This is a genomic window from Enterobacter sp. EGD-HP1 (assembly GCF_000733275.2).
Lineage (GTDB): Bacteria > Pseudomonadota > Gammaproteobacteria > Enterobacterales > Enterobacteriaceae > Enterobacter.
The window spans coordinates 1-13,396 of record NZ_AVOP01000001.1; the positions used below are offsets into that span (position 1 = coordinate 1).

Below are 13,396 nucleotides of genomic sequence, written 5' to 3' on the forward strand. Positions count from 1 at the left end.
CTCGGCTACTGAGACCACCATTAATGGCAATGGCAACCAGTACATATACGATGGTGGTAGTGCCAATTCTACTACCATCAACAGCGGTGGTAATCAGCACGTATCCAGTGGCGGTTCGGCTACTTCCACTACCATCAATCATGGCGGTCAGCAGGCTATATTTAATGGCGGAATGGCCATTGGCACCACAATCAGCGGTTTGGCTACAAATGTAGTATCTACCCGGCAGACTATCTACGGCGGAGGTTCTGCCATCTCAACGACCATAAACAGTGGTGGCTATCAGACCATAACGTCCGGGGGCTCAGCTACAAGTACCACCATTAACAACCATGGCAATCAACAAGTCTCCAGTGGTGGTGTGGCCACGGACACCACCATCAATAACTGGGGCTTTCAGAATATCTACGCTGGAGGTTCGGCCACATCTACAACCATCGAGGATGGGGGCATTCAATACGTCAATAGTGGCGGCACTGCCACCTCTACTACCATCAGTGGTGGAGCCCAGCACGTCGTCAGTGGCGGTTCGGCAACCTCAACTTCCATCAACAGTGGTGGATATCAGGGCATCTTCAATGGTGGTTCGGCAACCTCAACTTCCATCAAAAGTGGTGGTACTCAGCACATCTCAGGCGGCATTGCCACCTCAACGACCATCAACAGTAAGGGCCAGCAAAATGTCTCCAGTGGCGGCTCGGCTACTGGTACCACAATTAGTGGTGGTTCTCAGCTCGTCTATGATGGTGGGAAGGCCAGCTCCACGAATATCGGTGGCGCATCCACCTCCTCGACCATCTACACAGGCTATCAGAACGTCTCCAGTGGCGGTTCGGTCACTGATACCTCCATCAACGCCTGGGGTAAGCAGAATGTCTTCGCTGGCGGAAAGGCAACCTCCACTACTATCAATAGTGGGGGGTATCAGTACGTCTCCAGTGGTGGGCTGGTCACCTCTACTGACATTAATAGTGGTGGCCGGCAGCACGTCTCCAGTGGCGGTTCGGCAACGCATACCACCATCATCCGCGGAGGTTATCAGTACGTCGAGGGCGGCTCTGCTACTGGTACCATTCTCGACGGTGGTTATCAGCACGTTTCCAGTGGCGGTTCAGCCACTGACACCACTATTGATGACTGGGGCTATCAGACCGTCCTCGCTGGCGGTGAGGCTACCTCTACCACGCTCAACAGTGGTGCCCGGCAGTATGTCTCCAGTGGGGGCTCGACTACCTCAACCACGATCAACAGTGCTGGTAGGCAGGATGTCTCAAATGGCGGCAGCGCCAATTCTACTATCATCAACAGCGGTGGTGCCCAACACGTTTCCAGTGGTGGTACTGCCTCGAGCACCACTATCAGCAGTGGCGGTAAACAGCACGTCTTGAGTGGTGGCTCGGCCGCCTTAGCTATCATCAGCAGCGGCGGTAATCAATTCATATCCAGTGGCGGTACTGCTAACAGCACTACCATTTATATGTATGGAAGACAAAACATTGAGAATGGCGGTACGGCAACTAGCACCACTCTTAACAGTCTCGGCTGGCAGTACGTTTCCAGTGGCGGCTCGGCTACCTTTACCAGAATCAACAGCGGCGGTGCTCAGTACGTCTCCGCAGGCGGCATAGTCACCTCTACTACAATCAACAGTGATGGGCAACAGAAGGTCTTCGGCACGGCCACCTCGACTACCATAAGCAATGGTGGTCAACAGAACGTCGAAGGTGGTACCGCCAATCACACCACCATCGAGGGTGGTATTTTGAGGGTATACCAAGGTGGCGCGGCCACATCAACAATCATTAACAGTGGTACTCAGGATATCCACTATACCGGTTCAGCCATGTTTACGACTATCCACAATGGCGGAGAACAGAATGTCTATGGTGGTGGCACGACCACTGATACCACCATCAATGGCGGCCAGTCGTGGTTGTGGGCCGGTGCAGTAGCCGACGGCGAAACCAGAGTGAGCGCCGGTGGCGAACTGCTGATGAATGCCGGCGCCCTCGCAACGGACGTCAACATCCAGGGAGGTACCCTCTCTATTAACGACCTTTCAGATGCCACATCCGGCCCGGACACGGCTCAGGTCGGTAAGCTCATCATGGAAGGCGGCAACGTCAACTTCCTGCGCAACAGCAATGGTGAATTTGCGAAGCTAACGATTACAGAGCTGAATGGCACCGGAAACTTCCTCCTGAACACATCTCTCGCCGATCGTAAAGCCAACTTCGTCACTATCGAACAGGGCACTGGTCATTTTGGTATAGCCGTGGCTGACTCCGGTAAGGAGATATCAGATCACACTGACCTGACGGTAAACCTCATCCATGAAAAGGGTGGTGACATTAATTTTGAAATGGTCACGGCATCCGGGCGAAGCACCCGTGTCGTGGACGGCGGTACGTATATGTACACCCTATTCAACCAACAGAATAAGGACGGCCTCAACGGTGGTAACGTCTGGTACCTCGGCGCCATAGATGACGGCGGCGAGAACCCGGGTGGCGAAAACCCGGGCGGTGAGAACCCGGGCGGCGAAAACCCGGGCGGTGAGAACCCGGGTGGCGAGAACCCGGGCGGCGAGAACCCGGGCGGCGAGAACCCTGGCGGTGAGAATCCGGGCGGTGAGAACCCTGGCGGTGAGAACCCCGGTGGTGGCGAGAACCCTGGCGGTGGCGAGAACCCTGGCGGTGGTGAGAACCCTGGCGGTGGCGAGAACCCTGGCGGTGGCGAGAACCCTGGCGGCGGCGAGAACCCTGGCGGCGGCGAGAACCCTGGCGGTGGCGAGAACCCTGGCGGCGGTGAGAACCCCGGTGGTGGCGAGAACCCCGGTGGCGGCGAGAACCCTGGCGGTGGTGAGAACCCTGGCGGTGGCGAGAACCCTGGCGGTGGTGAGAACCCGGGCGGTGAGAACCCGGGCGGTGGTGACAACGGCAACGCGGGAGGCAACGGAAATGGCGGCAAGAAGCCAATGACCACGCCTGCAACCGATGCCATTCTGGCCATGTCCAATGCCGGTCTGAACGTTATCCACGGTGAGCTGGATGGCCTGCGCACGTATCGCGCGAGTCTGGATAAAACCGGACCAGTAAGCAACGTATGGGGACACTACCTCGGAAGTAAAAGCGATATTGATACAAGCAATGGCGCGGCCTATCAGCTTAGCCAGAACGGTATGGAGATCGGCGCTGACACCAGGACAGACTTTGCGGGGGGCAGCCTTGTCACCGGTGCGTTCATGTCCTTTAGCGATAACAAAGTGAAGCATGCCCGCGGCGGTACAAGCAAAATCGACAGCTACGGTCTCGGCCTGTATGCAACCTGGTACGACGCAAGTGGGTTCTACGCTGACGGTGTAGTCAAAGGTAACCGTCTCAACAACAAACTGAGAGCAGTTATGACTAACGGAGGTAGAACCGGCGGTGACTGGAAGCAGTACGCGCTCAGTACCGCCGTTGAAGGAGGATATCAGTTCGATCTCAAAAACGACGTAAGCATCACGCCTTATGCGCGCCTGGCGTTTGTTCAGATGACTAGTGAGGATGTGAAACTCAGTAACGGCATGAAAGGTAATACGGGCTCACCGCGTTCTGTCACGGGTGAAGCCGGTGCGAAGATTGCCGGTAAGTTCAACATTGGCTCAACTGAGTTCAAACCTTATCTGTCAGCTGCGGTGCTGCAGGAGTTTGCTAACTCCAATGAGGTCACGATCAATGAGCGCAATCGCTTTGACAACAACGTCAAAGGCACATCAGGCAAGTACGGTCTGGGTGCATCGGTTAACGTTAGTAAAGACGTAACCTTGTACGGTGAGGCTAATTATCGTCAGGGCAGCCAAATCGAGACACCGATTCAGGGTGTGGCAGGTATCCGTATCGGATTCTGATGTTACCAGAGGGGCCTTAGGGCCCCTTTTCACTTTGTTCTGAGATGTTCAGGTTTTTTTATGCCTCACATAATTTTGACGAAAGATGTATTTTTGAATAAAGCGCTGTCTGTCATCCTCCAGCAAGCGTCCCCCAGCAGAAAGGTTTGCATCGTAGATATTGAATCATTCAGAAGCCTCGGTGCTATTTACAACCTTCTGAAAAGGAAGAAACTGACGGAAAAACACCAGGTGATCTTCATAGGTGGCAAGGATGTCAGTTCAAGGGTCCTGGAGCCACTTGTGACGATCTACAGGAAATCGTGCTTTGTGGAGTTTAGAAAACAACTCACTTGCGGACGGATGCATTCTCCTGAGTATGCGTTGAACCACATATCGCGGTGCAGGAGTCTCAGTATGCTTTCAGCCCAGGAAAAGAAGACCCTTTTCGCCCTGCTGGATACTGACGATACTTACGCTGCCGCGAGAAAAATTTACCTGTCCCCTAAAACTATCTATACCTACACCAATAATATCGGGCACAAACTTAACCTCAATTCGATACTGCAAGTCAGGCAATTTATCCATTCTGAATTCGAATAGTCGTAGCGGGAATAATACAAAAAGAACCGGGCGCGAAGCCCGGTTCTTTTTTCTGACGAGCCTGACCTTATTCGCTCAGCCCGCGATTCTCCAGCATCGGTTCAATCTTCGGATCGTGCCCGCGCCAGTTGCGATACAGCTCAGCTAAATCCGTGCTGTTACCACGGGACAAAATCGCCTCGCGGAATGTTTGCCCGTTTTCACGGGTCAGGCCGCCCTGTTCAACAAACCACTGATAGCCATCGTCAGCAAGCATTTGCGTCCACAGGTAGGCGTAATATCCCGCCGCGTAGCCCCCGCCAAAGATATGGGCAAAATAGCTGCTACGATAGCGCGGCGGTACGGCGGGCAGATCCAGCCCCTCTTTTTTCAGCGCTGCTGCTTCAAAATCCTCCACGCTCGAAACAGCCTCACCGATGCCGTGCCAGTTCATGTCCAGCAGCGCGGCGCTCAGCAGTTCCGTCATGTCATAGCCCTTGTTGAAATGGGTCGCGTTGAGCATGCTTTCCCGCAGCGCGTCCGGCATCGGCTCACCGGTTTCGTAATGGCGGGCATAGTGGGTAAACACCTGCGGGTGGCTGGCCCAGTGCTCATTAATTTGTGACGGGAATTCAACGAAATCACGCGGCGTATTGGTGCCGGAGAGCGTGGCGAAACGCTGGCTGGCAAACAGGCCGTGCAGCGTATGGCCGAACTCGTGGAACAGGGTGATCACGTCATCCCAGGAGAGAAGCGCGACGCCGCCGTTAGCCGGTTTGGGGTAGTTACAGACGTTGTAGATCACCGGACGGGCAACAAACTCGAAGGATTGCTCGACGAAATTCCCCATCCAGGCCCCGCCCTGCTTGGAATCGCGGGCAAAGAAGTCGCCGTAGAACAGCGCCATGCCCTCACCGGTGTGGTCGAAAATTTCCCAGACTCGGACGTCCGGGTGATACACCGGGATATCGAAGCGCTCCACAAAGCGGATGCCAAACAGCTGGCTGGCTGCCCAGAAGACACCATCGTGCAATACGGTATTGAGTGCAAAATAGGGTTTGATTTGCGATTCATCGAGGGCATATTTTGCCTGACGCACGCGCTCGGCATAAAAAGCCCAGTCCCAGGCCTGCACGGTGAAACCACCCTGCTCGTCGTCGATGACTTTCTGAATATCGGCCTGCTCGCGCTCTGCACGGGCGCGGGCGGCAGGCACAATGCCGCGCATAAAGGCCAGCGCGGCGTCCGGGGTTTTCGCCATCTGGTCGGCGATGCTCCAGCTGGCGTAATCCTCAAAGCCCAGCAGGCGGGCCTGCCGCGCACGTAGCGCCGTAAGGCGGAGGATCAGCTCGCGAGTGTCGTTCTCATCCCCTTTCTGGGTGCGCGTCCAGCCTGCGTTAAACAGGTTTTCGCGGGTCTGACGATTGCGCAGCGCGGAAAGCGCGGGCTGCTGGGTCGTGTTCAGAAGCGGGATCAGCCAGCGATCGTTCAGCCCTCGCTCCGCGGCAGCCTGCGCCGCGTCGGCGATCTCGCTGGCGCTGAGCCCGTCAAGCTGGTGCGCGTAATCCACCACCAGCCCGCCCGTCTTATCGGCAGCCAGCAGACGCTGGTTGAACTGGCTGGTCAGGGTGGCCGCCTCGGTATTCAGCGCCTTCAGCTCGGCTTTTTCTGCTTCATTGAGACGCGCGCCCGCCAGAATAAACCGCTGCCAGGTCTCCTCGACCAGCCGACGGGATTCGGCGTCCAGCGCGGCACGGTCCTGCCAGACGCTCTCCACGCGGGCGAAAAGCACGTCATTCAGCCAGATATCGTTCGCCAGCGCGGCAAGCTCGGTGGAGAACTGCTCCTCAAGCTCCTGTAAATACGCATTGGTGTGCGCGGAGGTCATGGCGAAGAACACGCTGCTGACGCGCGCGAGCATGGCGCCGCTTTTCTCCAGCGCCAGCACGGTGTTGGTGAAGTCTGGCGCAGCGGTTTGAGACACAATGGCGTCAATGTCCGCCCGCTTCTGGCGAAGCGCTTCATCAAAGGCCGGGCGGTAGTGGCCGTCGTTGATTTCATCAAAACGGGGGGCCTGGTAAGGCAGCAGGCTGATGTCAAAAAAGGGATTCGTGGCCGTCATCTTTCGCTCCTGAGTACGGGTATCCTCCCAGAGTAGGCCAGGCCGCCATCCCCTGCAACGCCGTCATACAAATGTTGCCTTAACGCACCCTCTGCGGCCGTGCTATGTTAGTACAACACAAAAAGCGTTGAGGAACAGTGAGATGATTATTTTAGTTACCGGGGCAACGGCAGGTTTTGGTGAAAGCATCACGCGTCGCTTCGTCGCCAACGGGCACAAGGTTATTGCGACCGGTCGCCGCCAGGAGCGCCTGCAGGAGCTGAAGGACGAATTAGGCGACAGCATCCTGACCGCGCAGCTGGACGTGCGTAACCGCGCGGCCATTGAAGAGATGATTGCCAACCTGCCCGCCGAGTGGCGCGCCATCGACGTGCTGGTCAACAATGCCGGTCTGGCGCTGGGGATGGAGCCCGCGCACAAAGCCAGCGTTGAAGACTGGGAAAACATGATCGACACCAACAACAAAGGGCTGGTCTATATGACCCGCGCGGTGCTGCCGGGCATGGTCGAGCGCAACCGCGGCCACATTATCAATATCGGTTCCACCGCAGGAAGCTGGCCGTATGCGGGCGGCAACGTCTATGGCGCGACGAAGGCGTTTGTGCGCCAGTTCAGCCTTAACCTGCGTACCGACCTGCACGGCACCGCCATTCGCGTCACCGATATCGAGCCGGGCCTGGTGGGCGGCACCGAGTTTTCCAACGTGCGCTTCAAAGGCGATGACGCGAAAGCGGGCAAAACCTACGAAAATGCTAACGCGCTGACGCCGGAAGATGTGACCGAAACGGTCTGGTGGGTGGCGACGCTGCCAAAACACGTCAACATTAATACCGTAGAAATGATGCCAGTCAGCCAGAGTTTTGCCGGACTTAGCGTCCATCGTGGCTAAATCTGCCCTTCCCGGCCTGCGGGCCGGGTCTGTTTCGGGTTCTAAAAGAATGGTAGTATGTTCAGGCTAACTCTCTGAGAAATGACAACTCATGGCCGCTGAATCGCAACTCAATCCCACCCAGCCCGTAAACCAGCAAATCTATCGCATTTTGCGACGTGATATTGTCCATTGCCTGATCCCACCGGGAACGCCGCTTTCTGAAAAAGAGGTCTCCGTGCGTTTTGACGTTTCCCGTCAGCCGGTCCGTGAGGCGTTTATTAAGCTTGCTGAGAACGGACTGATTCAGATCCGCCCGCAGCGCGGCAGCTACGTGAACAAAATTTCACTCTCTCAGGTACGCAACGGCTGTTTCGTTCGCCAGGCCATTGAATGCGCGGTGGCGCGTCGTGCCGCAACGCTTATCAACGACAACCAGTGTTACCTGCTGGAGCAGAACCTTCACCAGCAGCGTATTGCCATTGACCGTAAGCAGCTGAATGATTTCTTCCAGCTTGATGATGAATTCCACCAGAAACTGGCGCAGATTGCGGATTGTCAGCTGGCCTGGGACACCATCGAGAACATCAAGGCCACCATTGACCGCGTGCGCTACATGAGTCTCGATCACGTCTCCCCGCCGGACATGTTGCTTCGACAGCATCATGATATTTTCAGCGCGCTTGAAAAACGCGATGCGGACGGCGTGGAAAAAGCGATGACGCTGCATCTGCAGGAGATCAGCGAATCCGTTCAGCTTATTCGTCAGGAAAATAGCGAGTGGTTTAGCGAAGAGTAATATTCGCCGCCCCCTTGCGGGTGCGGCGGCGTGATTAGCGAACGACTAACACCGGGATCGTAGCGTAGCGCAGAATAGATTCTGCGTTTGAGCCCAGCAGATGGGTGGAGATGCTCGGATTTTTCGACCCGATGACAATCGCATCATATTCCCCCTCCTTGCTCAGCTTGATAATTTCATCGCGGACGTTGCCAAAACGCACCATGCTGTGAATATTCTCCGGGGCGATATCGAACAGTCTTTTTAACTCATTCATTTTCTTCCCGGATTCCGCGGTCATATACTCTTCAAACTTTTTAATATCGGCGTTGAACCCGCGCAGCAGAGACCGGCTGCTGGCTGGCAGAATGTTGACCAGGGTAATCGACGCGCCCTCTGCCTTCGCCAGGTTTGCCGCGTGGCGAACCGCTTTGTCGCTCAAATCCATTTCAAACACGTCTACAGGCATCAAAATGCTCTTATACATAAGCCTGACTCCTTATTCCGATGAAGGGTTATTTCCTGCACCCAGAATGACATCTGGAATATAAACCAACCCTCAACGCTTCCCTGTCGAAACTATCAGTTAATGAAAATAACGGTCTGCTTTGTAAATTACTGTCCTCAACCGTCAGCGCACGACGAAATAAAGAAAAAAGTGTGAATTTGATCAAAAACAAAAACATGAGGCGCGGACAGGCGTATTTATATGCCCCGTGAACGGCAAACCTGAAATAGCGCCGTAACGAACAGGTTAGAGAGGAGAATATACCATGATGACATACGACCGTAACCGCAATGCAATCACCACCGGCAGCCGCGTCATGATTAGCGGCACGGGCAAAACCGGCCTGATTAAAGCGATCCACAGCGACGGGCTGGATGCCGCGCAGGTGCGCCGCAGCAAAACGGTTGAAGTGGAAGGATGCGAAGGTAAGTTCGAGCCGATTGAGCTGATTCGCCTGGGGATGCACTAAGCTGTGCGCAGACATGCCGCCGCCCGCGGCGGCATGTGCTGAATTACCGTTGAGACGCGTACTGCGCGACGGTCGCTTTCGCCCCCTTTTGCAGCAACGACCGGTATGCGGTCATCACCGCAGCAACGAAGCGCGGCTCCTGCGGTAACGCTTTACCAAAGATGGCCTCAATGCCCAGAAGCGCGTTAACCCGACTTTCCCCTTCCGCACTTCCCTTCACTGCCGCCTGAATCACCGCCAGCTGCGGATCGCTCACGTCAATGGCGTTACCCTGCTCGTCCACGCCGCCGACATAGCGCATCCACCCCGCCACGCCCAGCGCCAGCAGCGGGAAAGGCTTCTGATGCACCAGGTGCCAGCGCACGGAATCCAGCATACGCTGCGGGAGCTTCTGGCTGCCGTCCATCGCGATTTGCCATGTCCGATGGCGCAGGGCCGGGTTGCTGTATCGGGCAATCAGGAGATCGGCATAGCGGCCTAAATCAACGCCCTTTACTTTCAGCGTCGGGGCCTGCTCGTTAAGCATCAGCGCGCGCGCGGCGAGGCGGTAGTGCTCATCTTCCATACAGTCATTGATATGCTGGTATCCGGCCAGATAGCCCAGGTACGCCAGGAACGAGTGGCTGCCGTTGAGCATGCGCAGCTTCATCTCTTCAAACGGGATCACGTCTGACACCAGCTCGGCACCGGCTTTTTCCCACTCGGGACGTCCTGCCACAAAGTTATCCTCGATCACCCACTGGCGGAACGGTTCACAGGCGACCGCCGCCGGGTCACGTACGCCGGTCAGCTGCTCAATTTTATCCAGCGTATCGGGCGTAACCGCCGGCACGATGCGGTCCACCATGGTTGACGGGAAGGTAACGTTAGCCTCGATCCAGTCCGCCAGTTCGCCGTTTACCGCCCGGGCGTACGCGCAGGTGACGTTGCGCATCACGTGGCCGTTCTCCGGCATGTTGTCGCAGGACATGACGCTAAACGCAGGCAGACCCGCCGCTTTGCGACGCGCCAGCGCTTCCACCACCACGCCCGGCGCGGATTTCGGCTGGTGCGGGTTTTGCAGGTCGGCGACGATAAACGGGTGATCGAGCATCAGCTGTCCGGTCGCCGGTGAGTGGCAGTACCCTTTCTCGGTGATGGTCAGCGAGACAATCGCCACCTGAGGTTCACACATCGCTGCCAGCACGGTCTCCAGGCCGTCAACCTGCGCATGCAGCGCCTTTTTGACTACGCCAACCACGCGGGAGGTCCAGGCATCGGCAGACATTTCCGCCACGGTATAAAGATTATCCTGCGCGTTCAGATCGGCAATCTGCTGCTCGCCGCCAATCAGGTTAACCTCACAGTAGCCCCAGTCGCTGCCGTGCTCGGCGGCGAGAATGTCGGCATACACCGCCTGATGCGCGCGGTGAAATGCGCCGAAGCCTAAATGTACAATGCGTGCTTTAAGGCTATCGCGATCGTACTGAGGCAGCGTCGCGTTGGCCTTTAATAAGGTGTTTTCCATGATTAAGACTCGTTAATTAGAAAGCTGTGGATCGCTGCCGCTCCTTCTGAAGCGGCAGCGCCTGCTGACTACACCAACTAGAATGGCAGCTGGGGTAAAAAAGTAACTGCCATCAACCATACTGATACTGCCGTTTGATATTTTGATTTATATTAACTTTTGCTCATGTGGTGTGACATAAACACAAAGTTGTGTGATAGGTCACGCAAGCTATAAACCACTAGCGTCGTGAAGAGACCGCGCCGTAACCCACACGCGCTTCTGGCGCGGACTCCGCTGCGTCGTTCGCCGCGCTCAAATCACGGTCGCGCACTTCCGGCATCAAGATCGCCGAGACCAGCCCAATCACGGAATAGGCCACCAGCATGGCGACAATCGGCCACCAGGAGCCGGTCATATTGCAGAAGATCCCCGCCAGTACCGGACCAAAGCCCACCGCCACCAGACCGCCCGCCTCTTTCGAGATAGCCATACGGGTAAAGCGATTTCGTGAGCCAAACATCTCCGCCATGGTGATATTTTCCAGCGCAAACAGCCCGAGAACGGCGACGTTATGGATAACAATGATCGAGAGCATGATTGTCCCCGGCGCATAGCTCTTATCGACGATGATCGACAGCATCGGGTACGCGAGCAGAATGGCGGAGATATTGAGGATAATGTACGGCAGACGGCGTCCCACTTTATCGGAAAGCCAGCCCAGCAGCGGAATGGAGATAAACCCGAGAATGGAGCTGATCATCAGCGCATCGGTAGGGATGGCTTTATCGAACAGCAGCGTCTGGACCAGATACCCGGCAAGGAACGTCTGGATCAGCCCCGAGTTGCCCGCCTGACCGAAGCGCAGGCCGGTCGCCAGCCAGAAAGATTTACTTTTCATCATTGAACCCAGCGAAGTGTCCGGCTGCACGGTTTGTGCGTCGTTCACTTTCTCGAACACCGGGCTCTCTTTCAGGTTCATACGCAGCCAGATGGCGAAGATCATCACCACGACGCTGGCGAGGAACGGCACGCGCCAGCCCCAGGCGATCAGCTCTTCACGATCGAGAGCAAAGAACATCACCGCCCAGATCGCCGTGGCGCTCAGCGTCCCGCAGTTAGTGCCCATCGCCACCAGCGAGGAGATGATGCCGCGTTTGCCTTTCGGCGCGTACTCCGCCAGCATGGTCCCGGCCCCGGAAATCTCCGCCCCGGCCCCGAGCCCCTGAATGATACGCAGCGTCACCAGCAGAACCGGGGCAAAAATCCCAATCTGCGCATAGGTTGGCAGGACGCCAATCAGCGTGGTGCAGATCCCCATCATGGTGATGGTGATAAACAGCACCTTCTTACGGCCAATGCTGTCGCCCATTCTGCCGAAGATAAAGGCGCCGACAATACGTGCTATGTAGCCTGCGCCGTAGGTCCCCATCGCGAGGATCAGCGCCATCGCGGCTGACTGTTCCGGGAAGAAGATCTCATGGAAGACCAGGGCGGCCCCCAGCGAGTAAAGCTGAAAGTCCATAAACTCCAGGGCGGTGCCCAGCCAGCCGGAAACGGCGGCTTTCACCAGGTCGGAGGTGGTTCTTTGAGGTTGTGCTTGCGTCATAATGGCTATCTCTGAAAGGTAAGATGCGTACCACCAGAGCCTGTCTGCGCAGGCTCTTAACCGCGTATAGGATTATTGTCCGAACGTGAGCAAAACTTTGCAGCACTGCCGCTGGTCTTTCTCAAACAGTTCAATGGCGTCTGTTACATGGTGATAGTCAAAGGTATGGGTGATCAGTTTTTCCGGGTCGATCAGCCCCTTCTTAAGCCAGTCGATGACGACCGGGAATTTGTTGGCATTGAGGCGCGAGGAGAAAATCGCCAGCTCTTTGCCGGTGATGCCCTGCTGGACAATCTGGCTCGGCTCGCTGGAGAAGCCCATCAGCACGATGCGCGCCGCCGGAGAGGCCAGGGTTATTGCTTCCTGTAAAATCGTTGGATGACAGGCGGCATCAATGATTAACGTCGGTTTGATGCCCTTTTCGTCCAGCGCGGCCTGCAGCGACTGCTCGCCGTTATTCAACACCCAGTCCGCGCCGCTGCGCTGGGCCATTTCCAGGCGTTCGTCTATACGGTCAACCACGATTACCTGCTTCACCTTATAGACGCCTTTCAGCGCCTGCACGGTGACCAGCCCCATCGGGCCTGCGCCGTAAATCAGCGCAACGTCCTGCTCGGTGGGGTTGGCCTGCCCCGTCACGTTGGCGGCAATGGTGAAGGGCTCCACCATGACGGCGTGTTTATCAGGAATGTCATCAGGGATAGGCCAGGTATTTTTAGCGGGCACTGCCGCATATTCGCTGAAGCCCCCGTCGCGGTGTACGCCCAGCACCACCAGCGAGGTGCAGACGTTAGGCTTACCCACGGAGCATGGGTAGCAGTGTCCGCAGCTGATCACCGGATCAACCGAAACGCGCTGGCCCAAACGGGCACTGTCTACACCCTCGCCCACGGCGTCGATCACGCCAAAGAACTCGTGCCCGATCGTGCGTGGGTACTTCGCAAACGGATTATGGCCGCGAAAGATATGGCTGTCCGAACCGCAGATCCCCGCCAGCGTGATTTTGACGCGGACTTCGCCTGCGCCTGGCTCCGGGCGGGGCCGCTCTTCAATCACCAGTTCGTTCGGCTGTTGAATCACTACGCTTTTCATCGTTCGCTCCT

9 protein-coding genes are annotated in these 13,396 nt (G+C 56.5%); 4 read left to right on the forward strand and 5 right to left on the reverse strand.

Annotated features, from left to right (window positions below):
* The coding region (locus tag N037_RS23245; RefSeq protein ID WP_072163833.1) for an autotransporter outer membrane beta-barrel domain-containing protein at positions 1 to 3,892 on the forward strand (3,892 nt) is incomplete at its 5' end.
* A 649-nt stretch (positions 3,893 to 4,541) separates the two neighbouring features.
* On the opposite strand, the gene dcp is transcribed toward N037_RS23245, so the two are convergent.
* A complete protein-coding gene (gene dcp, locus N037_RS00015) occupies positions 4,542 to 6,575 on the reverse strand; it encodes a peptidyl-dipeptidase Dcp (protein WP_032638177.1) in 2,034 nt (677 codons plus the stop codon).
* Between the two features lie 142 nt (positions 6,576 to 6,717).
* Here dcp and ydfG point away from each other — a divergent pair, with 142 nt between their 5' ends.
* Together ydfG and N037_RS00025 are read left to right on the forward strand one after the other, a co-directional pair.
* Entirely contained in the window at positions 6,718 to 7,464 is a 747-nt protein-coding gene (ydfG, locus tag N037_RS00020; RefSeq protein ID WP_023311558.1) for a bifunctional NADP-dependent 3-hydroxy acid dehydrogenase/3-hydroxypropionate dehydrogenase YdfG, read from the forward strand.
* A gap of 91 nt (positions 7,465 to 7,555) precedes the next feature.
* Entirely contained in the window at positions 7,556 to 8,242 is a 687-nt protein-coding gene (locus N037_RS00025; RefSeq protein ID WP_032638178.1) for a GntR family transcriptional regulator, read from the forward strand.
* A gap of 34 nt (positions 8,243 to 8,276) precedes the next feature.
* Here the strand turns inward: N037_RS00025 and N037_RS00030 are convergent, their stop codons facing one another.
* Entirely contained in the window at positions 8,277 to 8,708 is a 432-nt protein-coding gene (locus tag N037_RS00030; protein WP_023335546.1) for a universal stress protein, read from the reverse strand.
* A gap of 286 nt (positions 8,709 to 8,994) precedes the next feature.
* Here N037_RS00030 and ydfZ point away from each other — a divergent pair, with 286 nt between their 5' ends.
* Positions 8,995 to 9,198 (forward strand): putative selenium delivery protein YdfZ, encoded by a 204-nt coding sequence (ydfZ, locus tag N037_RS00035; RefSeq protein ID WP_032638179.1) that lies wholly within the window; start codon positions 8,995 to 8,997, stop codon positions 9,196 to 9,198.
* 43 nt (positions 9,199 to 9,241) lie between these two features.
* On the opposite strand, the gene N037_RS00040 is transcribed toward ydfZ, so the two are convergent.
* The 3 genes from N037_RS00040 to N037_RS00050 all read right to left on the reverse strand — a co-directional run bounded on the left by N037_RS00040 (position 9,242) and on the right by N037_RS00050 (position 13,385).
* Complete coding sequence (locus tag N037_RS00040) at positions 9,242 to 10,705, reverse strand: mannitol dehydrogenase family protein (RefSeq protein WP_032638180.1); 1,464 nt, start codon at positions 10,703 to 10,705, stop codon at positions 9,242 to 9,244.
* 220 nt (positions 10,706 to 10,925) lie between these two features.
* The gene (locus N037_RS00045) at positions 10,926 to 12,293 is read right to left on the reverse strand and encodes an MFS transporter (RefSeq protein WP_032638181.1); all 1,368 of its coding nucleotides are present in this window, start codon (positions 12,291 to 12,293) and stop codon (positions 10,926 to 10,928) included.
* Between the two features lie 72 nt (positions 12,294 to 12,365).
* A complete protein-coding gene (locus tag N037_RS00050; protein ID WP_032638182.1) occupies positions 12,366 to 13,385 on the reverse strand; it encodes a Zn-dependent oxidoreductase in 1,020 nt (339 codons plus the stop codon).
* Positions 13,386 to 13,396: the final 11 nt, after the last annotated feature.